Genomic DNA, 24,467 nt, shown 5'->3' on the forward strand with positions numbered 1-24,467 from the left:
GTGGACCAAAAAATGAGAACAGCAAAATTTGTAAAAGGCTTTACAGCTATTGCATTGTCAACATTAGTATTGGCAGCTTGCGGATCAGACAATAAAGATACTGGAGCTTCATCATCAAGTACTGCAACATCAGAAACTTCGGCTGCAACTGAAGAATCCTCAACTGAAGCAGTGAAAGAGGCAGGAGCTGATTTACAGGATGGCACGTATAAATTAGAAGAAAAGAATTACTCTAATGGTTACCGTGTGTCTTTTGAAATTACTGTAAAAGATGGAAAAATTACAGAGTCTAACTATGACAACGTGAATGAAGACGGCAAATCAAAAGTTGATGATGCTGACTACAACAAAAATATGAAAGATAAAGCAGGTACAAACCCTGAAGAGTTTATTCCTAAATTTAATGAAGAGCTGGTTGCCAAACAATCTCCATCAAGTATTGATGTAGTATCAGGTGCAACGCATTCATTTGATTCATTCCAAAACTATGCACAACAATTGATTCAAGCAGCTCAGGCTGGAAATACAGATACAATTGAAATCGATAATGGTGCTGACCTTAAAGACGGCACATATACGTTGAAAGAAAAAAATAACTCTAATGGATACCATACAGAATTCTCTATGGTTGTAAAAGATGGGAAAATTACAGAGTCAAATTATGACAACGTAAATGACGATGGCGAATCTAAAAAAGATAATGCTGACTACAATGAAAGCATGAAAGAAAAAGCTGGTACTAATCCAGAAGCATTCATTCCTGCATTCAATGAGGCGTTTGTTAAAGCTATGGGTGAAGAAGATGGAACTCCTGCTGATATGGATGTAGTATCAGGCGCAACTCACAGCTATCACAGCTTTGTAATTTATGCTGAACAATTAATCAATGCTGCTGAAAAAGGCGACACTGCTGAAATCATCGTTGACAACATTGTAATGAAAAAATAATTTCTAAATGAGCAGCATACGATTCTGGCAGCCAGAGAGAATCTATCTCTTTGGCTGCCTTTCTTAACGGGAAAAGTCTGTTATAAAAAATGAACATAAAGTTTTATCGGATTCTTGATTACAAGATTCACATATAAATAGGAAGACTTTGGAAAAATGAAGACGGTGTGTTGTGATACAAGCTGTCTGCATGTGTTTGGTATACATATAAATAAAATAGAAAACTTTAGGTGGCTTCAATTTTGCTTTATGATTATATACTGCTGAACAGAAAATAGCAGTATTTTGTTGTTTTTGAAAAACGTGCAAAAATTAATATGATCAGCAGAGATAAATCAAACTGATTTTAGTAAGTATTACAAAGAAGATGAAACTGGAGCTGACAAAATAGGTAGTTGGGGGATATAGTTCAGAAACGGCTTCAGCTTGGAGGGGATCTCTCATATCAGTGCAAGGTGAAAAAACATTTTTGTCAAAAAAATTATTTTACTAGTTAAATCAGAAACACTGCATTATACTTGAAGATGGTTTTAGTGTTAACTTATAGACAGTGTTATACAGGAGGCAGAGTGTATGAGAAACAAAAGATTATGGGCTGGTGTTGCTCTTGTTTTTTTATTAGTGATCGTTACAGGCTGTGGTACCGGTAAAAAAGAAGAAGCCAAGGTGAATAAAGAGCCTTATTCACAGAAGGAATTACTATTGGGCACCTATGTAGAGTTGAGAATTTATGATGATGGAAAAGAAGCTGTACTTGATGAGGCTTTTGATCGAATTAAGGAGCTTGGTGATAAAATTACAGTAAATGAGGAAGGTTCAGAGATTGATGAAGTCAATAAGAATGCAGGCGTTAAGCCGGTAAAAGTCTCTGATGATGTTTACAGTTTGTTAAAACGTGCGTATGAATACAGTGAAGATTCACAAGGCGGCTTTGACATGGCAATCGGTCCGATTACAGAACTGTGGCATATTGGCTTTGATGATGCCCGTAAACCCTCCCAGGATGAGATTGATGAGGCACTGAAATTTGTCGACTACCATAAAGTAATTTTGGATGATGAAGAAAAAACTGTTTATTTGGAAGAAAAAGGGATGGCACTTGATCTGGGTGCGATTGCTAAAGGATATATTACAGACGAAGTGGTTAAAGTCATGGAAGATAATGGTGTGACTACAGCTATTGTTGATTTAGGCGGAAATGTTTATGTTCTTGGGCACAGCCCAAGAGGTGAAGACGAGGATTGGACGGTTGGGATACAAGACCCGAATAAAGCTAGAAACACGGTAATTGGCACTGTAAAAGAGCGGAATATGACGTTAGTTACTTCCGGTATTTATGAAAGATATTTAAAAGTCAACGGAGAAACCTATCATCATTTATTTGATTCTGAAACAGGCTACCCCTTTGATAATGATATTGCAGGAGTCACTATTATCACTAAAAAATCAATTGATGGTGACGGTCTTTCTACAGCGGTCTTTTCAATGGGTGTGAAAAAGGGCTTGGAATACGTTGAAAGTTTGGAAGATGTAGATGCTGTTTTTGTTACGAAGGATGATAAGGTTTATATCAGCGAAGATATTGAAGGAAACTTTGAACTGGGAGAAGACTCAGGTTATACTATGGGGAACAATTCAGAACTAGAATAAGGAGCAGAAAAAATGTCGCTAAAAGTGTTTTTAGAAGTTGTGGAGATTCGCACAAAATTGGCCAGCTTATTTCCATTTGTAGTAGGTGTGTTGTTCTCAATTACTTATTTTCACCAGTTTTCGCTTATGCATACACTACTGTTTTTTGTAGGTATGATTGTTTTTGATATGGCTACAACAGCAATCAATAACTATATGGATTATCAGAAGGCAAAATCTGAGACTTATAAATACAAGCAAAATATTATCGGCAGATCAGGTATTTCTCCAACGCTGGTACGGAACATGATTTTCGGTATGATAGGCTTTGCAGCAGTTATTGGAGTGACACTGGCTGTTCAGACCGGCTGGATGCTTCTGATTATGGGCGGAATCTGCTGCTTAATAGGAATTTTCTATACTTTTGGACCTGTTCCATTATCTCGAATGCCGTTGGGGGAAATTTTCAGCGGCATAACAATGGGGTTAGGTATTTTTGCAATAGTAGTCTATTTAAACACAACGGAACATCCGCCTTTTTATCTGGCTGTGGATTTCGATAAAGGAACGTTTTCTCTGGACGGAAATTTCTGGCAGGTTCTGGCAATTGTTTGGGCCTCTTTGCCGTTAGTATTGACAATTGCGAATATTATGCTGGCAAATAATTTGAGGGATCTTGATACAGATATTGAAAATCATCGCTATACGCTGGTTTATTATATTGGCAGAAAGCAGGGAGCTTTATTGTTTCAGCTGCTGATGCTGTCCTGCTACGCAGTGATCTTGCTGGGGTTTGTTTTCGGAATTTTCCGTTGGCCGATTTTAATTGTTCTTGCCGCATTTCCAAAAATCCGCAAGAATCTGCTGCAGTTTCGAAAAGAACTGCCGGAGCCAAAAAGCTTCCGGCATTCCATCAATAATTTAATTATTTTTAACGGCAGCTATATCTTAGGATTGTTGTTGACAATTATACTTGAAAAAATCCAGAGCTGATTAATCAGCTCTGGATTTTTTTTAAACTTATTTCACCGGAAGAAAGAATTTTTTCAGAGCCGTCATGCAGCTGCACAATTAGTTCTCCTCGATTATTAATGGTTGCTGCATATCCCTGATATTCCTGATTGTTCTGAACAAACGTGACTTCCTTGCCAAGGACAAATGATTTTTTTCGGTAACGTTCCATATACTCAAGATTATCTTCGTTGAGTATGGTATAGAAATGGTTCCAGATTGCTGAAATTAGTTCATTTCTGGTAATTGTTGGCAGAGAACTGCTGAAGAGAGAGGTTGCTTTCTGTTGAATCTCTTCAGGGAATTCCTCCTGTCTGATGGAGAAATTAATACCCATTCCAATGATTATAGTAGTGATTTGACCAGATTCAACGTCACTAATTGCTTCGGAAAGAATGCCGCAGACTTTTTTTCCATTAATATATAGATCATTCACCCACTTTATTTCAGTGATCTGATCGGTCAGTTCCTCAATTGCTTCGGCAATGGCAACCGCCATAATTGTCGTATATTGAGCCATCTCTTCGAACACTTGATTTGGACGGAGAAGAATACTCATATAGATACCGCCGCCTTTTTTAGCGAAAAACGGTCGTCCGAACCGTCCTTTTGGTGCTTCCTGAGTGTCTGCGACGACCAAAGTATTGGCAGGTTCTCCCAGTATCGCTGATAGCTTGGCATCATCCATGGTGGAGGCTGATCCCTCCAGAATTTTGATGGAAAGCTTTGGCAGATCTGGTGCTAGATGAAGTTGAATTCCTTCAGCTGATAGAATATCAGAAGGCTGATACTGATAGCCTTTATTGGTACCGCTGTTGATGAGATGTCCTTCCTTTTTTAATTCATTTACGGCTTTCCATATAGCAGTTCTTGAAACAGACAGCTGCTGTGCCATCTCTTCTCCGGAGATGAAGTTAGGGGCTTTTTCCATCAGTAGTGTTAAAACATTGCTTCTTGTTGACATGGGTTTACCTCTCTATTCGATAAATGTATAGTTTATGCTTACAGATTATTTGAAATGTTCTTCCTGTTAATAATAGCATAGAAAACAATTGGAGATGGAGAAAAAAGAAGTAAAAATTCATTCCTTAGATGTATGTATCAGCTGTGCGGATTTGATATAATTTGGGCATGGATAAAAGAAATGAGGAAGAAGAAATGGAAAAAAAGCAATACATCTGTGAGAAATGCGGACACACACATTATGTTTCAGATCAGTTTCAGGCAACGGGAGGAAATTTTGCCAAGATTTTTGATGTTCAGAACAAGAAGTTTATCACAATCAGTTGTGCACAGTGCGGCTATACAGAACTATACAGAGGAGCAGCATCCAGCGGTTGGGATATTTTGGATTTCCTGACGAATGGATGATAAAAGAAGAAGCAAAACCTGAAAAAAAGGCTTTGCTTCTTTTTTAATATGTTTATCAAACCAACAGCAGCTGATCATCCTTTAATTCTGTTCCGCTGTTTTTATGGAACATGTCCATCAGCTCATTGACGGTCAAATCTTTTTTCTTTTCTTCGTCAATATCGACAACAATAGAACCCTGATGAAGCATAATTAGACGGTTACCGTAACGAATAGCATCTTCCATGTTATGGGTAACCATGAAAGCAGTCAGCTGCTGTTCTTTAATCAATTTGTCAGTCAGCTCCATAACAGTAATCGAGGTTTTTGGATCTAGAGCTGCTGTGTGTTCATCCAGTAAAATCAATTCAGGACGAATAAGTGTAGCCATCAGCAAGGTAATTGCCTGACGCTGTCCGCCTGAAAGCAGTCCAATTTCAGCAGTCAGTCGATTTTCCAAATTAAGATTTAATTTAGCCAGCTGCTCCTTAAAGAAATCTCTGTTGCTTTTACGAACGCCGCTGCCAAGTCCGCGCTTTTGTCCACGTTTCATTGCCAAAGCCATATTTTCTTCTACAGTTAACCGCACCGCTGTTCCCATCTTGGGATCTTGGAAGACTCGGCTGATTTCTCTGGAACGTACTACAACTTTTTGTTTGGTAATATTTTTTCCGTTCATTTCCATTCTTCCTTCTTCAATGGGAAGTGTTCCTGCAATGCTGTTAAGCAAGGTGGATTTTCCGGCGCCGTTTCCGCCAATAATCGTAATGAATTCGCCTTTGTTAATGGTTAAGTTAATCCCTTTCAGTACATGATTTTCATTGACAGTTCCCCGTTCAAAATACTGATGAAGGTTCTCGATGGTCAATACAGCTGACATTAGCGGACCCCTCTTTTCTTAGGTAATTTCAGTTTTTTCTGAATAAGCGGTGAAGATAGACAGATGACCAGAATAATAGCCGAAAACAGTTTAAGATCTGCTGCATCTACATTCAGTTCCAGCACGCAGGCTAGGATAAATCGGTACACAACTGCACCAATTACAATCGTAATCATGCGGAACATCAGCGGTTTGTTTTTGAATAACACTTCAGCAATAATAATTGAAGCCAGACCAATAACAATTGTACCGATTCCTGAGTTTAAGTCAGCAAAGTTGTTATTTTGCACTAGAAGAGCACCTGACATGGCAATACAGCCATTGGAAAGCATATAGCCGATAGTTTTCATCCGGTCCGTATTGATGCCGTTCGCCTGACTCATTTCAATATTGTCGCCAGTTGACCGTGTCGCCAATCCAATTTCAGTTTTAAAGAATAATGTCAGTAATGCTATAACCAGAATAACCACGATCAGTCCAACAAAAATGACACTGTAAACTTTATTCATGCCCATTGCCTGAGCCTGAGTGAAAATGGTCTGTGTACCCAGCAGTGAAATATTAGGCGCACCCATGATGCGGGAGTTAATACTGTAAAGTCCTGTCATCGTAATAATTCCGGCAAGCAATGCAGGAATTTTTAGTTTTGTATGGAGAATGCCTGAAACCAAACCGGCTAATGCTCCTGAAATAAAAGCAAAGATAAGAGCTGTAACAGGGAGTACCAGCGGATGGCTCTCAAATACAGGCTGCAGGAAAGCAGGCCAAGAGTCCATGTCTTTTGTTAAGGTGACAGCGGCTGCTGCACCACCTAAAGGAAAGCTTCCTTCCGTTGTTAAATCAGCGATGTCTAAAATACGGTAAGTAAGAAAAACACCGATTGCCAACAAAGACCACAAGAGTCCCTGAGCTGAGGAAGAAAGGAAAATAGTTATCAGATTGGATATCAAAAAAAATCAGCTTCTTTCAAGTAAATTGTGTAGGTGTATCGTCTGGGACCTGCAGAGGCTGCTTCATGTATATTACAGACGCTGCAGGCTTCCGATTTTGTTATTATTTAGGTGCCTTAATACTGTCAGGGTCAATTCCCAGAGCTTTTGCCATCTCTTCGTTAATGACTAATTCCAGCTCAGATGCGCTTTCCACAGGCATGCTTGCAGGTTCAGCTTCGCCCTTTAGGATTTTAGCAGCCATTTCCCCTGTTTGTTTCCCGAGAGAACGGTAATCAATACCGATTGTTGCCAATCCGCCTTCAGTTACCTGGTCAGTAGATGCAGGAACGATCGGCACTTTTAATTCTTTTGCCACATCTCCGATTACTGCAGAAGCAGAGGCAAAGGTGTTATCTGTCGGGATATAAATGCCGTCAACATCTTTTGCCAGACTTGTTGTTACCTGCTGCACATCATTTGTAGAATTGGCAGTCAGAACTTTTGTTTTTACGCCGGCTTTAGTTAATGCTTCTTCGGCTAAATCTGCCTGAATTTTAGAGTTTGGTTCTCCCGCGTTATACATAATACCGATTGTTTCAGCATCAGGTACGATACTTAATAATAATTCGATCTGCTTATCGATAGAAACCATATCAGTTGTTCCAGTAACGTTGCCGCCGGGTTCTTCAAGTGAAGCGACTAATTTTGCATCCACTGGATCAGTAACAGCGGTGATGACCATTGGAATCTCTGTTGTTTCGTTTAATAATGATTGAGCTGCCGGAGTACCGATTCCCAATAATAAATCTGGGTTTCCTTTTACCAGTTTTTCACTCATGCTTTTCAGCTGAGCCTGATCATTTTGAGCATTGCTGTACTCAAATGTGATGTTTTCTCCTTCTGTATAACCGTTTTCCGCCAGCCCCTCCTTGAAGCCTTCATAAGCAGCATCTAAAGAGCCATGTTCTACGGGCTGCAAAACACCAACAGTAACAGTATCTTTATTTTCGCTGCTGCCTGATCCGGAATCTGTCGCACCGCTTCCGCAGGCTCCCAAGGTAAATGCCGCAGCTGTTAGTATACTTAAACCAATTAATTTCTTTTTCATTATTGTTCTCCTCCATTTTCTTTTATCTATCTGATAGAACAAAAAAATCCATTCAGACAACATTGCCTAAATGGATATAGATGATAAGAGTAAAAAGATACTTTTATAGTCTAGCCACTTAGAAATATCGTCTACGCGGCTGTTTGTTCAATACAAAGCGCTCTAGCCATCATAGATACAAAAACGAGTTTGCCGTTTGTATCCATGAAAGTATGAATACAAACCTATCTAAAATAGCTAAAGTAGTAACTATTCAATTGTGCGTGAACGGATAATTTATTCATAAAAAAGCTCCTTCGCAAGATTGAATTGTTTTTAGTATAAATAGAGATAAGGAAAAAGTCAACCGGTATTTAGAATTTTCTGACGATTGAGACAATTTTTTCCAAGACTTTTTAGCAAAGAAAAGAATAGTTTTGGATAAATGAGAAGTGACCGTTACAGACGAATGATTTCGTCTTATTATTCAAGGAACTATTCTAAGAAAATTACCATCCAGCTCTTGACTTTTACTATAGAAAGAAGTAGAATATGTAGATGCAAAAACTATCTATAAAAATGATAAGGCAGAAACGAAATATTGTCCGTTTCGGTTTTAAATAGGGAAACAAAAGTAGAAACACTTGATTTTTTTAATTATGTGTATGTTCTATTTTTGGTTTTTTTTTGCCTAAAAACCGCAAAAAATGCTTTTTGTTACGTAAAAACAATATTTGTAACGTAAATGAAATCATTTTGGGTAGAGTTTTGACAGACTTATATCTAGAGGGGTGAAGAGCTTGGCTGGACACGTAGTAAAATACGGAAAGCATCGCGAACGTAGAAGTTTCGCGCGTATCAGTGAAGTGTTGGAGTTACCAAATTTAATCGAGATCCAAACAGACTCTTATCAGTGGTTTTTAGATGAAGGGTTACGTGAAATGTTTGAGGATATTCTGCCAATTGAAGATTTTCAAGGAAATCTGTCTCTGGAATTTGTAGACTATGAATTGAAAGAACCTAAGTATACGGTAGAAGAAGCCCGTGCACATGATGCGAATTATTCTGCTCCGATACATGTTACACTGCGTTTGACAAATCGTGAGACTGGAGAAATTAAATCTCAGGAAGTTTTCTTTGGTGATTTTCCACTGATGACTGAGATGGGAACATTTATTATCAATGGTGCGGAACGAGTTATCGTTTCTCAGCTTGTGCGTTCTCCTGGTGTTTATTTCCATGGGAAAGTAGATAAGAACGGAAAAGAAGGCTTCGGTTCAACCGTTATTCCGAACCGCGGTGCATGGCTGGAAATGGAAACTGATGCGAAAGATATTTCGTATGTCCGAATCGACCGTACCCGTAAAATTCCTTTGACTGTTCTAGTTCGTGCGCTGGGCTTTGGTTCAGATGATACAATTTTTGAAATTTTTGGCGAAAGCGAAGGACTTAGAAATACAATTGAAAAAGATCTGCATAAAAATGCAAGTGATTCTCGTACAGAAGAAGGATTGAAAGATATCTACGAGCGTCTGCGTCCGGGCGAGCCTAAAACGGCTGACAGCTCACGTAATTTACTGACAGCTCGTTTCTTTGATCCAAAACGTTATGATCTTGCAAACGTGGGTCGTTACAAAGTAAATAAAAAACTGGATTTGAAAACACGTCTGCTGAATTTAACACTGGCAGAAACGCTGATTGATGCAGAAACTGGTGAAATCCTTGTTGAAAAAGGAACAGTTTTAACGCATCAGGTGATGGATACATTGGGTGAGCATATCGACAATGGGTTAAACAGTGTTACGTATTATCCAAGTGAAGATGGTGTTGTGACTGAGCCAATGACTGTTCAGGTAGTTAAGGTGCAGTCACCAAAAGATCCTGAGCGCATTGTAAATGTTATTGGCAACGGCTATCCGGGCGATAAAGTGAAAACCGTGCGTCCTGCTGATATCGTAGCATCTATGAGCTATTTCTTTAATTTGATGGAAGACATCGGTAATGTGGATGATATTGACCATTTGGGAAATCGTCGTATCCGTTCAGTCGGTGAGCTGTTACAGAATCAGTTCCGTATTGGTTTGGCTCGTATGGAGCGTGTGGTTCGAGAAAGAATGTCCATTCAGGATACAGAAACTCTGACACCGCAGCAGTTGATTAATATTCGTCCGGTAGTGGCAAGCATTAAAGAATTTTTCGGTTCTTCTCAGTTGTCGCAGTTTATGGATCAAACGAATCCATTAGGTGAGCTGACACATAAACGTCGTCTTTCTGCGTTGGGACCTGGCGGACTGACCCGGGATCGTGCCGGTTATGAAGTTCGGGACGTTCACTATTCCCACTATGGTCGTATGTGTCCGATTGAAACGCCGGAAGGTCCGAACATTGGCTTGATCAACAGTTTGTCAAGTTATGCCAAAGTGAACAAATTTGGTTTTATTGAAACACCCTATCGTCGTGTGGACCGGGCAACCAGTAAAGTAACCAGCGAAGTAGATTACTTAACTGCCGACACGGAAGACCATTACATTGTTGCTCAGGCAAACTCAAAACTGAATGATGACGGTACTTTTGCTGAAGAGCTGGTTATGGCTCGTCTGCAAAGTGAAAACCTGGAAGTTTCAGTTGACAAGGTCGATTACATGGATGTATCACCGAAACAGGTGGTTGCAGTAGCGACCGCATGTATTCCCTTCTTGGAAAATGATGACTCCAACCGTGCATTGATGGGTGCGAACATGCAGCGTCAGGCTGTTCCGCTGATTCAGCCTCGTTCTCCTTTTGTGGGAACCGGGATGGAATATAAAGCGGCTCATGACTCAGGTGCTGCGCTTCTGTGCAAACATGATGGCGTCGTTGAATATGTTGATGCTTCTGAAGTCCGTGTCCGTCGCGACAATGGTGCTTTGGATAAATATATGGTAACAAAATTCCGTCGTTCAAACTCTGGAACAAGCTACAACCAACGTCCAATTGTTACATTAGGTGAAAAGGTTGAGCAGGGGGATGTACTGGCAGATGGACCTTCAATGGAAGAAGGAGAAATGGCTCTAGGACAAAATGTACTGGTCGGCTTCATGACTTGGGAAGGATACAACTATGAAGATGCGATCATTATGAGTCGTCGTCTAGTGAAAGATGATGTCTATACCTCCATCCATATTGAAGAGTATGAATCAGAAGCCCGTGACACAAAACTAGGACCTGAAGAAATTACACGTGAGATTCCAAACGTCGGCGAGGATGCTTTAAAAGATCTTGATGAGATGGGAATTATCCGTATTGGTGCAGAAGTAAAAGATGGTGATCTGCTGGTTGGTAAAGTAACTCCTAAGGGTGTGACAGAGCTTTCTGCCGAAGAACGCCTGCTGCATGCCATCTTTGGAGAAAAAGCTCGTGAAGTTCGTGATACTTCATTACGTGTACCTCACGGCGGAGGCGGTATCGTTCATGATGTGAAAATCTTTACCCGCGAAGGCGGTGATGAGCTGTCTCCAGGTGTAAATATGCTGGTTCGTGTATATATCGTTCAAAAGCGTAAAATTCACGAAGGGGATAAAATGGCCGGACGTCACGGAAATAAAGGGGTTGTTTCCCGAATTATGCCGGAAGAAGATATGCCGTTCTTACCAGATGGGACCCCAATTGATATCATGCTGAATCCATTAGGAGTTCCGTCACGGATGAATATCGGACAGGTTCTTGAACTTCACTTAGGTATGGCAGCCCGTCAATTAGGTATTCATGTTGCGACACCGGTATTTGATGGCGCAGATGATGATGATGTTTGGGACACTGTTCGTGAAGCCGGTATGGCGAGTGATGCAAAAACAATTCTTTACGATGGACGTACAGGTGAACCGTTTGATAACCGTATTTCTGTTGGGGTTATGTACATGATTAAATTGGCCCACATGGTTGATGACAAACTGCATGCTCGTTCAATTGGACCTTATTCACTGGTTACACAGCAGCCTCTTGGAGGAAAAGCTCAGTTTGGCGGACAGCGTTTCGGGGAAATGGAAGTATGGGCACTGGAAGCTTACGGTGCTGCTTATACACTTCAGGAAATACTGACATACAAATCAGATGATGTTGTAGGTCGTGTGAAAACATACGAAGCAATTGTTAAGGGTGAACCAATTCCAAAACCAGGCGTGCCGGAATCATTCCGTGTGCTTGTAAAAGAATTGCAGTCCCTTGGTCTGGATATGCGTGTTCTGGATATTGAAGAGCAGGAAATTGAATTGCGTGATATGGATGATGATGATGACGATTTGATCACTGTTGATGCACTGACCAAATTTGCTGAACAGCAGTCTGCAAAGCAATTGGAAAAAGAAGCAGCGGAAGCCAAAGCAGCCGCAGAAGCTGATGTTGTTCAGAGTATTGAAACAGCAGAAGACAGACAAGACTAAGAAGTCGGCAGAATTGCCGTGTGCTATCGGTAATGTCTGTTAGAGCTGTTTGATAAAAATAGTAGTAATAACCATTTGTTTGAGTAGTTTTTCAACTCAGACAATTAGCAGATAAATTTGGCATCCAGCTTTATAAACTGATTTTATGACAGTAATGATTCTGTCTAGTCTGGCTTTGTGAACAGGTTTCGTGATGACAGCCAACGGTTTCTACTGATAAAGATATCAGAGGAAGCGGTTGGACTGTCTCGGGAACTGAATGTGTCCGCTAAGCTTTTCATTGTCTAGCTTCACGAGTCAACTCAATCGACGATAATTCAAACAAACCTCATGATAAAGAGCATCATGTGTTTCATTTGTTCTTATCGCTCATGAGTTAGACGACTCGTTCAGCTTTTCGTTGTCTAGCTTCACGAGTCAACTCAATCGACGATAATTCAAACAAACCTCATGATAAAGAGCATCATGTGTTCCGTTTGTCCTTATCGCTCATGAGTTAGGCGACTCGTTCAGCTTTTCGTTGTCTAGCTTCACGAGTCAACTCAATCGACGATAATTCAAATAAACCTCATGATAAAGAGCATCATGTGTTCCGTTTGTTCTTATCGCTCATGAGTTAGACGACTCGTTCAGCTTTTCTTAATTAAGAAATGGAGGGAACCCCTTTTGATCGATGTAAATAAATTCGAGAGTATGCAGATCGGTTTAGCTTCACCTGAGAAGATCAGAAGCTGGTCGTATGGGGAAGTAAAGAAACCGGAAACGATTAACTATCGTACCCTGAAGCCTGAACGTGAAGGCTTGTTCTGTGAGCGTATTTTTGGTCCTACAAAAGACTGGGAATGTGCATGTGGTAAATATAAACGTATTCGTTACAAAGGAATTGTATGTGACCGATGCGGAGTAGAAGTAACCCGTTCTAAAGTTCGTCGTGAACGTATGGGACATATTGAATTAGCTGCACCTGTATCTCATATCTGGTATTTCAAAGGCATTCCTTCTCGTATGGGACTGGTTTTGGATATGAGTCCCCGGGCGTTGGAAGAAATTATTTATTTTGCTTCCTATGTTGTGATTGATGCCGGCGATACAGGTCTGGAAAAGAAACAGCTGCTGACTGAACGTGAATATCGTGAAAAACGCGATCAGTACGGACAGGGCTTTTCAGCTGCAATGGGTGCTGAAGCAATTAAACAACTACTTGACAGCGTGGATCCTGATGGCGAAGTAGCTAGTTTGAAAGAAGATTTGAAAACTGCACAGGGTCAAAAGAGAACTCGTGCTATTCGTCGCCTGGATATTTTGGAAGCTTTCCGTTCTTCAGGCAATCAGCCGAGTTGGATGGTAATGGATGTTATTCCAGTTATTCCTCCGGATCTGCGCCCGATGGTTCAATTAGAAGGCGGACGTTTTGCGACAAGTGACTTAAATGATTTATACCGTCGTGTAATTAACCGTAACAACCGTCTGAAACGTTTGCTTGATTTAAATGCACCAAGTATTATTGTTCAAAATGAAAAACGTATGCTGCAGGAAGCTGTGGATGCGTTGATTGATAACGGTCGTCGCGGGCGTCCGGTAACCGGTCCTGGTAACCGTCCGTTGAAGTCTCTTTCTCACATGCTGAAAGGGAAACAAGGTCGTTTCCGTCAGAACCTGCTGGGTAAACGTGTGGATTACTCTGGTCGTTCCGTTATCGTAGTAGGACCAAACTTGAAAATGTATCAGTGCGGTCTTCCGAAGGAAATGGCTATTGAGCTGTTCAAACCATTTGTGATGCGTGTTCTGGTACAGCGTGAGATCGCAACAAACATCAAGAATGCTAAACGTAAAATTGAACGCGGTGAGGATGAAGTATGGGATATCTTGGAAGAGGTTATTCAGGAGCATCCAGTATTACTGAACCGGGCACCTACATTGCACAGACTGGGAATTCAGGCGTTTGAGCCTGTTCTTGTTGAAGGACGTGCAATCCGTCTGCATCCATTGGTGTGTGAAGCATACAATGCCGATTTCGATGGAGACCAAATGGCGGTCCATGTACCTTTGAATGAAGAAGCACAGGCGGAAGCACGTATGCTGATGCTGGCGGCTCAAAATATCCTGAATCCGAAAGATGGTAAACCAGTTGTTACGCCTTCTCAGGACATGGTCTTGGGTAACTACTATCTGACGATGGAAGAAGAAGACCGTGAAGGTGAAGGAATGATCTTCCGTGATATGAATGAGGCTGTATTGGCTTGGCGAAATGGCTATGTCCATTTACATTCACGTATCGGAGTTCAGACAACACTATTGGGTGACAAGCCATTTACAGGCTGGCAAAAAGAACGTATTTTAATTACAACAGTCGGCAAAATTATCTTTAATGAAATTATGCCTGTTGAGTTCCCTTATTTGAATGAACCAACAGACTATAACCTAACTGTTCAAACACCTGATAAATATTTTGTTGAAGCAGGAACAGATATTCCGGCTTATATTAAAGAGCAGGAATTGGTTTTGCCGTTCAAAAAGAAAAATCTTGGAAATATCATTGCAGAAGTCTTTAAGAGATTCCATATTACAGAAACTTCTAAAATGCTTGACCGTATGAAAGATCTTGGATATAAGCACTCGACTCATGCTGGTATTACCGTAGGGATCGCAGATATCATGGTTCTTCATGAGAAACAAGCGATTATTGATGCAGCCCACAAACAAGTAGACACGATTACAAAACAATTCCGTCGTGGTCTGATTACAGATGATGAACGTTATGAACGTGTTATCAGTGTTTGGAATGGTGCTAAGGATGAAATTCAATTGAAATTGATTGAAAGTATGGATGCAAAGAATCCGATCTTCATGATGTCTGATTCAGGAGCCCGTGGTAATATTTCCAACTTTACCCAGCTTGCCGGAATGCGTGGATTGATGGCTGCGCCAAATGGACGAATCATGGAATTGCCAATCATTTCCAACTTCCGTGAAGGACTTTCTGTTTTGGAAATGTTTATCTCTACCCATGGGGCTCGTAAAGGAATGACCGATACAGCCTTGAAAACAGCCGATTCAGGCTACCTGACTCGTCGTCTGGTTGATGTGGCACAGGACGTAATCATTCGTGAAGATGACTGTGGAACCGACCGTGGACTTGAAATCGCAGCGATTAAAGAGGGCAATGAAATTATTGAGTCTTTGGAAGAGCGTCTGATTGGGCGTTATACTCGTAAAGCAGTTCACCATCCTGAAACAGGTCAGGTTGTGATTGGTGCAGACGAGTTGATTTCAGAAGATACTGCAAAGGAAATTGTCGATGCAGGAATTGAGAAAGTAACTATTCGTTCCGTATTTACATGTAATACGAAACATGGTGTATGTAAACACTGCTATGGTCGTAACCTTGCGACTGGTTCAGATGTTGAGGTTGGGGAAGCAGTTGGTACAATTGCGGCTCAGTCTATCGGAGAACCAGGTACGCAGTTGACTATGCGTACGTTCCATACCGGCGGGGTTGCCGGAGACGATATCACTCAGGGTCTTCCTCGGGTTCAGGAAATCTTTGAAGCGCGTAATCCGAAAGGTCAGGCAGTGATCACAGAAGTAACCGGTGAAGTCATCGATATTTCAGAAGATCCTGCAACTCGCCAAAAAGAAGTGACAATTAAAGGGAAAACAGATACACGTACGTATACAGTTCCTTATACTGCCAGAATGAAAGTGGCAGAAGGAGATACGATTCATCGTGGCGGACCTTTAACAGAAGGATCGATTGATCCGAAACAATTGCTGCAGGTACGTGATGTTCTGTCAGTGGAAAATTATCTGCTGCGTGAAGTCCAACGTGTCTACCGTATGCAGGGGGTTGAAATTGGCGACAAGCATATTGAAGTAATGGTACGTCAAATGCTGCGTAAAATCCGTGTAATGGATCCGGGTGATACAGAAATTCTTCCGGGAACATTGCTGGATATTGCTGAGTTTAAAGACCGCAACTATGATACTTTGGTAGCCGGCGGGGTTCCTGCAACAAGTCGTCCAGTATTACTGGGTATCACAAAAGCTTCTCTGGAAACAAACAGCTTCTTGTCAGCTGCTTCCTTCCAGGAAACAACACGTGTGTTAACAGATGCTGCCATTCGTGGTAAGAAAGATCCGCTTCTTGGGTTAAAAGAAAATGTTATCATTGGTAAAATCATTCCTGCTGGTACAGGTATGGCTCGTTACCGTAACATGGAACCGAAAGAAGTCAAAGTAGCTAGTGAAAATGTGTACAGTATCTCTGATATTGAGGCACAGATGGCTGCGGAAGATGCATTAAATGAACTTAACAAATAAGCCGGCATTATTAATTAGTGCTGACAGCTAAAATAAACACTGGAAGCCAGACAACAATAATCCGTTGTCTGGCTTCTTGCAATCAAATCCTAAATTAATCCTGATTGTAATATGTTTAAAAGTCTGGGACAGAAATAATCCTCAGACTCTTAACTTTTGGAAAGTCCAAATAAACTTTGGGATAGAAGCAAGAGGCTCCTTTGTACCTGCGGTTACTCGGTGCATACAAAGACTGCACAAGTAATCGCAAGAGTAGTGTCTGTGTGCCTTAAGCAACCGCAGAGACAGCTTCTTCGACAATTTGAATGCTGCAATGAAATACTAGGGGAATTATACTTGATGAAAGATGAAACAGTTATCATATTAAGAGAAAGTACAAGCTCTTTGTTAGTGAAATTTTTCAAAACGGTATTTTATACTTAGAGAGCAAAACAGTGTCTTTCCTGATAAAAGACGATTATTATTAGGGGAAAAGGGGGAATAAAACAATGGAAGAGAAGTATGAAAAAGCGATTTTTGCCGGCGGCTGTTTCTGGTGTATGGTTCATCCGTTTGATGAGCAGCCGGGAGTCATTTCAGTTATCTCCGGTTATACTGGCGGGAATGTGGAGAATCCTACATACAGCCAGGTGACTACAGGAACTACAGGACATACAGAAGCTGTGGAAATTACATTTAATCCTTCTATTTTATCCTATAAAGAGCTGGTGGAAATTTATTGGAAGCAAACAGATCCGACTGATGCGCTGGGACAGTTTGCTGACCGTGGAGATTCTTACCGTCCGGTGATTTTCTATATGGATGATACACAGAAAGAGATTGCTGAAGCATCTAGAGCTGCTTTACAGGCAAGCGGTCGTTTTTCAAAGCCTATTGTAACGGAAATTGAACCTGCACAGCCCTTCTATCCGGCTGAAGACTATCATCAGGATTATTACAGAAAAAACCGTATGCACTATAATTTATATCGAAGAGGCTCTGGACGTTCAAAATTTATAGCAGATAACTGGAAATAAATATTAGGTAAATATGAGTGTTTGTCCTGCTGTTTATTCGGGGTTAGGCACGAAGAGAGTTTGGAATTTTATTTCTGTCTCACTCTCTATCTTTATGAGAGTTTCAGATTTGTAAGAATGATATGTAAAAGGAGACCCCAAAAAAGAAAGGGAACAAATGGGATTTGTTTTATTTTTTTGTGATAAAAAAGAGGATAGACGAGCGCATAAATCAGAGCAGAGCTGCTGGCGATAAAAACAATAAATAAAATGACATTCATCCCCAGAAGAAGCCCCCAGCAAGATAGAAGCAGAATATCTCCGCCTCCGATAGCTTGATTGAATAATCTTTTAAGGATAGTCAAAAGGATAAAAATTATCAAACCAGTAAAATAGTAAAGAGGAAGTGAAAAGCAGAGATGCCATATAAACAGAATGAATGTCAGGAAGAGCAGCAGTTTAGGTTCTACAATCAGATAAAAAATATCTGTCAAAGAAAGTAAGCCTCCCATACTCAGGAGTAAAAATGAATGAAAGGGAGCGGCATACACTCCCTCAAAAAAGCAGAGAACACAAATCATACCGCCTGCGAGTTCACTGAGTAAATAAATAAAAGGGATTTTTTTAGAGCAGTATCTGCACTGAAACCGTTGAAAAGTAATCGAAAGCAGCGGAACCATCTCAAAGAAACGCAGCTTTTGAAAACAATGAGAACAGTGAGACGTGGGAAAAAGAATGGACTCGCCTCTGGGAATACGTTCTGCGGCCAAACAATAGAATGATCCCAGACAAGTTCCAAGAATAAACAGCAGGATGGTTGACATGTTGTTCTCTCCTTTCAAAATAATATACGCAAAAATAAAGAAAGTTTTTATTTCAGCTAGACTTTTTTTGTTCTTTTAGGAATAATAGAACTAGGGCCTGTCTGAAAACTATGGAGGAAACGAGTTGCCAATGTTTTTCTAAGTAGATACAAGGATTTTCTGCTAATATAGGAACTTTTAGTAGGCTGGCATGTGAAAATTTGATGGAAAGAACAATATGCACAGTTTCAATAAGGATTTCTTAAAAAAATAATTCTGTTTACTTTGATGGAGATGTAGAAAGAAACGCTGTTATAGGCTGCCTAAGCGAAGCTTTATGACGTCAAACATCATAAAAATAACGAAAGTACTCGCCACTGGAGTTTTCAGACAGGCTCTAGAGTATAAAACATAAAAGTAAAGACGCATTCAATGCGATGATGGGGGAAGTACATATGAGAAAAGCAATGGTGATATTGCTGGTAGTAGTCGGTATTTTTCTAACTGGCTGTAATAAAGCGATTCCGGCCGAAGAAGCAGGAGAATTACTGATCGATCGATTAATTTATCAGGAGCGTGTTGATGAATTTGCTTCAGCTTTCAGAGATGGTGAGCAGTCAGGCAGGAAACTGGATGCAGTTAGTGATGATTTTGAAGACAATTTTATTTCAGGATTATCTGCAACAGGAGCAAGTGTACCTGAAGCCGAAGCAGGCGAGTTGACGCAGGAATTGCTGAATCAGATGAGGAATAAAACCAGTTATAAAATTGTAGGTATTGATGAAACAAAAAATGGTGCAACAATCAGTTACTTCATAACAGGTCTGGATTTAGTTAATGCAATGAAAGAAATGACCAGAACATTGGTTAAGGATTCTATAGAAAATGCAGAGAAGGAATTAACGGATCAGGAGATACTTGAGTCTACCATTACAATTTTAACTGAGCGGATTAAGGTTATAAAAATTGAAAATGAGACAATTGAACTGTCTATTAAACTGGAAAAAGAAAACGGGAAGTGGTTTATCCCAACGGATCAGGAAGAGGCTGTCTCTAATTTGTTTATGGCCTTTATTTCCGGAACACAGGATGATGAAGAACTAGATGAAGCGCTAAATGAAGTGGTCGATGAAGTGATGAATGAAATGCTGGATTCTTTATACAGTCAGCCTGCACTGGATGAAAATCTTACAGATGATGAGCTTCAGCAGGCAGTTGATGATCTGCTGAATGATATAGAAGGCAGCTCCACAGAACAAAATACTAGTGATTCTGAATAAAATATAATTATTATTAAAAAAGAAATATTCTAAAATTGAGAGATTTTATTGTACTTTTCTTTCATTTCATAATACAATCATAGTGTAGACTAAATTTTAGGAGGATGTATAATAATGAAATTTGAACAGACAAAAGAAGTTTTGAATCAGTTGGTAGCAGACTTGAGCCAGTTTTCAGTGGTTATCCATCAGGCACACTGGTATATGCGCGGACCTGAGTTCCTGACACTGCATCCATTAATGGACGATTACATGGATGAAATCAATGATCAGCTGGATGTTATCTCAGAGCGTTTAATCACATTGGATGGTTCTCCGTATTCAACATTAAGAGAATTTGCTGACCATACCGGTATTGAAGATGAAATCGGAAGTTATGATCGTACTATTCCGGAACGTATGGAAAAACTGGTGGAGGGCTACCGTTATTTAGCTGACCTGTACCAAAAAGGGATTGATGTTTCCGGTGATGAAGGTGATGACTCTACTCAGGATATCTTTATTGCCAATAAAACAGATATCGAAAAGAAAATCTGGATGCTGCAGGCTAAATTAGGCAAAGCACCTGGAATTGATGCCGATACACGTACAAAAACAAGATAATCAGCAGAATAATTAATCGTCCCGGAACGAACTGAGCAGCAGTTTTCGTTCCGGGACGATTTTTTAGAGATTCAGATTATTTAGCTAAGCAAAGCGAGATACTTTTATCCTACGTATTGCTGTCTGAGAGTTCTTTCAGAGCGTGATTTACAGCTTTCCGTACTTGTTCAAAGCCAGTTCCACCCAAAGAATTTCTACGTTTTACTGCTGTTCGGGAAGCTAAAGCATCATAAATGTCTGCCTCAATTAATGGGGTAACGTTCTGATACTCTTCTAGTGGTATGTCTTGTAAGTAGATGCCTTGTTTTGTGCATTGGAGAACCAGTTTGCCGACTATTTCATGTGCCTGACGGAAAGGCATTCCTTTGCCGGCAAGATAGTCAGCCAGCTCAGTGGCATTGGAAAAGTCTTTTTCAGTTGATTTCTCCATAATATCTGTATTGATTTTCATGTTTTGAATCATTCCGGCCATTATTTCCAGACTGGTTAAAATGGTATGAGCGGTATCAAACATTCCTTCTTTATCTTCCTGCAGATCTTTATTGTAAGCCAGAGGCAACCCCTTCAGGACGGTTAGCAGACCGAATAGATTTCCAAATACCCGCCCAGATTTTCCGCGGATTAATTCCGCCATATCCGGATTTTTCTTTTGAGGCATGATGGAACTTCCTGTAGAGAAAGTATCTGTCAGTTCGATAAATTGAAATTCATGACTGCACCATAAAATCAGCTCCTCGCAAAAACGTGAAAGATGCATCATCATAATCGAGCTGTTGCTTAAAAACTCCAAAATAAAATCCCGATCACTTACACCATCCAAGCTATTTTCATAGATGGCAGAAAAGCCTAGTTCTTTAGCTGAATACTCCCGATCAATCGGAAATGTTGTTCCAGCCAAAGCGGCACATCCTAATGGAGAAATGTCGATTCTTTTAAGGCTTTCTTCAAACCGTTCCTGATCCCGTTTTAACATGCCATAATAAGCCATTAGATGATGGGCAAAAGAAATAGGCTGTGCGTGTTGTAAGTGAGTATAACCAGGCATAATTGTCTCGATGTGCGCCTCTGCTGTTTTTGCCAGCACCTTTCGGAAAGTTCGGATTTTTTTGATGGTTTCCTGAACAATATCTTTTAAGTACAAATGCATATCTGTAGCAACTTGATCATTTCGACTTCTGCCTGTATGTAGTTTACCGGCAACTGCACCAATCTCCTCATGAAGAAAGGTTTCGATATTTAAATGAATGTCCTCGTTTTCAATACTGAATTGCAAGTCACCCTCTGTCAGTTTTTTTTGAACAGCAAGCAGCCCTGTTTGTATATCAGTTGTTTCCTGCTCGGTGAGAATTCCTGTATGGCCCAGCATCTTTACATGTGCCAGACTACCTAGGATATCCTGTTTTGCCAAAGCCTGATCAAAGGAGATGGATGCGCCGAATTCATCGATCCAATTTTCACTTTGACCTTCGAATCTTCCGCCCCATAATTTTGTCATAATGGTCACCTCTGTAGTTAATCAATTTTTTTCAATAAATGAAAGAAGCGGTTTATCTTCGGATTGTAGATAAACCGTCTGCTTATCCTGAAAGCAAAACTGGAGCATCATGCTTTAGTTTAAAGTATATAATCATGCTGCTGTTTGACACTAATGTAATCAGTCAAAAAAGCTGAACATGATTATGAATAAAACTTCTTGCAGGACTCATTATTTTTATTCCACAGAATGAAAAGGAGCCTCTCTGAATGCAAGTATCGAAAAGATATGTTGGATAACATTATTTACAGCGCACTGCAAAGGTTACCTCGCCGAATAAATCTTATTCTTCTTTTTGCAGTTTTGCCTGTACCTCTGCATTTACTTTTGTTGGCAGACCCCATAGCTTGATAAATCCTACAGCAGCATCCTGATCAAAAGTATCTGCGGAAGTATAGGTTGCCAATTCTTCGTTGTATAAGCTGTTTGCAGATTTTCTTCCCTCGACGATTGCATGTCCCTTGAAAAGCCTAATGCGGACAACACCATTAACATACGTTTGTGTCTCTTTTAGGAAAGCAATCAATGCATCTGTTAATGGATTGAACCAAAGACCATCATAAATAACTTGTGATAGTTGATTCTCGATGATTGGTTTAAAATGAGCAACCTCACGAACAAATGTCAGATCTTCCAATTCTTTATGAGCAGTCATTAAAGTAATTGCTGCAGGACATTCATATACTTCTCGGGATTTGATTCCTACCAGACGATTTTCCACGTGATCAATACGACCGATTCCATGTTTTCCGGCTAACTCATTCAAATGTAAAATCAGCTCTGATAAAAGCATATTTTCACCATTAATTGCTGTAGGTACACCTTTAGCGAAAGTAATTTCAATAATATCAGCCTGATCGGGTGCATTTTCCAGACTGGCAGTCAGCTCGTAGGCTCCTTCAGGCGGTGTTGCCCAGGGATCTTCCAGTATGCCGCATTCATTTGCCCGTCCCCAAAGATTTTGATCGACAGAATAGGGGTTGTCTAAATCAGCTGGAATAGGAACCCCTTTTTCTTTTGCATAATTAATTTCTTCTTCTCTTGACCATTTCCATTCCCGAACAGGAGCAATTACTTTTAGTTTGGGGTCCAGCGCATTGATTGCAACTTCAAAACGAACCTGATCATTTCCTTTTCCTGTACAACCGTGAGCAATAGTCGTTGCCCCTGTTTCATGAGCCAGCTCAACCAGTTTTTTTGCAATGAGCGGTCTGGACAGAGCGGATACCAATGGATAAGATTGTTCATAAAAAGTGTGTCCTTGTAACGCAACTAAAACAAACTCTTGAGAAAACTCTTCTTTTGCATCAATGGTATAGGAAGCAGAAGCCCCCAATTTTACTGCTTTATCTTTAATAAAGTCCAAATCCTTTTTTTCGCCTACATCCAGGCAGCAGGCAATGACATCATATCCTTCGTCCACCAACCATTTCACTGCAACGGAAGTATCCAATCCTCCAGAATATGCTAATATTACCTTTTCTTTCATCTAAAACGACTCCTTTATTAATATCAAAATGAATTGTTTTTATCATATCAGATTAAAATTCAAAAATCAACAATTTTATATAATAAATATGCAATAAAATGCTCGAAAACAATAAAATATGCATTTTATATCAGTGGTTGAAAAAATAAAGGATTTTTTCTCCGTAATGTTTAGAAATACCAAGACTTAAGTGGAGACAGATTTTATTTACATAGAATGAAGTGCATTTTTCTTGAAAATCAGCTGGATTACTCTTTTTCTATCCGCTGAAAATGTTGATATGTCAACATGCTTAGAAAGTTTGCGTGATGATCATCCATTTGCTTATTTTCTTTTCTTGTGAAAATGGTATGCTTTTTCTATAGTGAAAACAGAAGGAGAAAAGAATGGATTTAGGAAACCGATTAAAGGAAAAGAGAGCAGCATACAATTTTACACAGCAGGAACTGGCAGACAAAATGCATGTCTCCAGACAGACGATTTCTAACTGGGAAGTAGGTCGGAGTTATCCGGATATTGAAAGCCTGATTCAGCTGAGTGAATTGTTTTCTATCTCTTTGGATGCATTATTGAAGGGAGATAAAAAAATGGTTACTAGTTTAAAGAGAAAAAACATATGGGAAGTCCTGTATATGGTTGTAATCAGTTCATTGGCAATCAGCAGCATTATTTGTGCGGGGCTTGATTTTATTTATACTCAGGAACTGACATGGTCTCTCATTGTTTTCAGCGGATGCTTAATTGTCGGAGGAGTTGCAACGGTGCTAAGATATGCAGGAGAAAACCGACTGATTAAATGCGGCGGCATCGTAACTGTTTTGATTGTACCGCTGCTGCTGGCAATCGCAGGAATTAACCCTCATATAGATCTGACTCAATTATTTAGAGTCACAGCTGTTTGGGTAGTTTATGTATGGATACTGATTGCTTTGTGGAAATACACGTCCATAGGCTTTTGGTGGTTAATTAGTGCTGTACGGTTGTTAAGCTTTGCCGGAGAATACGGAATGCTTTTATTAATTAAGGACAGTTTGACACTTGTTGAATTTCTGATGAGTAATATCGTTGAAATTGCTTTATTTGGTCTTTGTGCTGTTTGCGGGCTGATAAAAGTTGATGGTGGAAGAATGGATAAAGCTTTGAGAGAATATAGATACCGGCATTAAATATACCAGCGGAAAATACGAG

General features: G+C 40.1%; 17 protein-coding genes. 10 read left to right on the top strand and 7 right to left on the bottom strand.

Annotated elements, in window-relative coordinates; translation table 11 throughout:
- Positions 1-12: 12 nt before the first annotated feature.
- The 3 genes from pplA to menA all read left to right on the top strand — a co-directional run bounded on the left by pplA (position 13) and on the right by menA (position 3,570).
- Positions 13-948, top strand: a complete 936-nt coding sequence (gene pplA, locus IW492_RS05175; RefSeq protein ID WP_202066247.1) for an extracellular electron transfer flavoprotein PplA — start codon at positions 13-15, stop codon at positions 946-948.
- Positions 949-1,521: 573 nt separating this feature from the next.
- The gene (locus IW492_RS05180) at positions 1,522-2,598 is read left to right on the top strand and encodes an FAD:protein FMN transferase (RefSeq protein ID WP_202066249.1); all 1,077 of its coding nucleotides are present in this window, start codon (positions 1,522-1,524) and stop codon (positions 2,596-2,598) included.
- A gap of 12 nt (positions 2,599-2,610) precedes the next feature.
- Positions 2,611-3,570 (top strand): 1,4-dihydroxy-2-naphthoate polyprenyltransferase, encoded by a 960-nt coding sequence (menA, locus tag IW492_RS05185; RefSeq protein WP_202066251.1) that lies wholly within the window; start codon positions 2,611-2,613, stop codon positions 3,568-3,570.
- Positions 3,571-3,574: 4 nt separating this feature from the next.
- On the opposite strand, the gene IW492_RS05190 is transcribed toward menA, so the two are convergent.
- Positions 3,575-4,552 carry a biotin--[acetyl-CoA-carboxylase] ligase gene (locus tag IW492_RS05190; RefSeq protein WP_202066253.1) on the bottom strand — a complete coding sequence of 326 codons (978 nt, stop codon included), beginning with the start codon at positions 4,550-4,552 and terminating at the stop codon, positions 3,575-3,577.
- Between the two features lie 194 nt (positions 4,553-4,746).
- Here IW492_RS05190 and IW492_RS05195 point away from each other — a divergent pair, with 194 nt between their 5' ends.
- Positions 4,747-4,959, top strand: a complete 213-nt coding sequence (locus tag IW492_RS05195) for a zinc ribbon domain-containing protein (RefSeq protein ID WP_202066256.1) — start codon at positions 4,747-4,749, stop codon at positions 4,957-4,959.
- 55 nt (positions 4,960-5,014) lie between these two features.
- Here the strand turns inward: IW492_RS05195 and IW492_RS05200 are convergent, their stop codons facing one another.
- The 3 genes from IW492_RS05200 to IW492_RS05210 form a co-directional block, all read right to left on the bottom strand.
- Complete coding sequence (locus IW492_RS05200) at positions 5,015-5,818, bottom strand: ABC transporter ATP-binding protein (RefSeq protein ID WP_202066263.1); 804 nt, start codon at positions 5,816-5,818, stop codon at positions 5,015-5,017.
- Complete coding sequence (locus tag IW492_RS05205) at positions 5,818-6,765, bottom strand: ABC transporter permease (RefSeq protein WP_202066701.1); 948 nt, start codon at positions 6,763-6,765, stop codon at positions 5,818-5,820. Before IW492_RS05205 ends, IW492_RS05200 begins: the two co-directional genes overlap by 1 nt.
- 106 nt (positions 6,766-6,871) lie before the next feature.
- Complete coding sequence (locus IW492_RS05210; RefSeq protein ID WP_202066265.1) at positions 6,872-7,858, bottom strand: ABC transporter substrate-binding protein; 987 nt, start codon at positions 7,856-7,858, stop codon at positions 6,872-6,874.
- Between the two features lie 779 nt (positions 7,859-8,637).
- Between IW492_RS05210 and rpoB the strand changes: the two genes are divergently transcribed.
- From rpoB to msrA, 3 genes are all read left to right on the top strand, one after another.
- A complete protein-coding gene (gene rpoB, locus IW492_RS05215; protein ID WP_202066267.1) occupies positions 8,638-12,255 on the top strand; it encodes a DNA-directed RNA polymerase subunit beta in 3,618 nt (1,205 codons plus the stop codon).
- A gap of 666 nt (positions 12,256-12,921) precedes the next feature.
- The gene (rpoC, locus tag IW492_RS05220; RefSeq protein ID WP_269160914.1) at positions 12,922-16,575 is read left to right on the top strand and encodes a DNA-directed RNA polymerase subunit beta'; all 3,654 of its coding nucleotides are present in this window, start codon (positions 12,922-12,924) and stop codon (positions 16,573-16,575) included.
- Between the two features lie 488 nt (positions 16,576-17,063).
- Positions 17,064-17,591, top strand: coding sequence for a peptide-methionine (S)-S-oxide reductase MsrA (msrA, locus tag IW492_RS05225; protein WP_202066269.1), 528 nt, complete (start codon positions 17,064-17,066; stop codon positions 17,589-17,591).
- A 92-nt stretch (positions 17,592-17,683) separates the two neighbouring features.
- Here the strand turns inward: msrA and IW492_RS05230 are convergent, their stop codons facing one another.
- Positions 17,684-18,394 (bottom strand): prepilin peptidase, encoded by a 711-nt coding sequence (locus tag IW492_RS05230; RefSeq protein WP_202066271.1) that lies wholly within the window; start codon positions 18,392-18,394, stop codon positions 17,684-17,686.
- Between the two features lie 434 nt (positions 18,395-18,828).
- On the opposite strand from IW492_RS05230, the gene IW492_RS05235 reads away from it, so the two are divergent.
- Both IW492_RS05235 and IW492_RS05240 read left to right on the top strand, forming a co-directional pair.
- Complete coding sequence (locus tag IW492_RS05235; RefSeq protein WP_202066273.1) at positions 18,829-19,653, top strand: DUF5105 domain-containing protein; 825 nt, start codon at positions 18,829-18,831, stop codon at positions 19,651-19,653.
- Between the two features lie 114 nt (positions 19,654-19,767).
- On the top strand, positions 19,768-20,256 hold the full coding sequence (locus tag IW492_RS05240; protein ID WP_202066275.1) for a Dps family protein: 489 nt from the start codon (positions 19,768-19,770) through the stop codon (positions 20,254-20,256).
- 109 nt (positions 20,257-20,365) lie between these two features.
- On the opposite strand, the gene argH is transcribed toward IW492_RS05240, so the two are convergent.
- Together argH and IW492_RS05250 are read right to left on the bottom strand one after the other, a co-directional pair.
- Positions 20,366-21,751: an argininosuccinate lyase gene (argH, locus tag IW492_RS05245; RefSeq protein WP_202066277.1), complete on the bottom strand. Its 1,386-nt coding sequence runs from the start codon at positions 21,749-21,751 to the stop codon at positions 20,366-20,368.
- Positions 21,752-22,073: 322 nt separating this feature from the next.
- Entirely contained in the window at positions 22,074-23,279 is a 1,206-nt protein-coding gene (locus IW492_RS05250) for an argininosuccinate synthase (RefSeq protein WP_202066279.1), read from the bottom strand.
- Between the two features lie 386 nt (positions 23,280-23,665).
- On the opposite strand from IW492_RS05250, the gene IW492_RS05255 reads away from it, so the two are divergent.
- The gene (locus tag IW492_RS05255; RefSeq protein ID WP_202066281.1) at positions 23,666-24,445 is read left to right on the top strand and encodes a helix-turn-helix domain-containing protein; all 780 of its coding nucleotides are present in this window, start codon (positions 23,666-23,668) and stop codon (positions 24,443-24,445) included.
- Positions 24,446-24,467: the final 22 nt, after the last annotated feature.

Origin of the sequence: Enterococcus sp. BWB1-3 (genome assembly GCF_016745275.1) — a bacterium.
In the GTDB taxonomy this organism is placed as follows: domain Bacteria; phylum Bacillota; class Bacilli; order Lactobacillales; family Enterococcaceae; genus Enterococcus_L.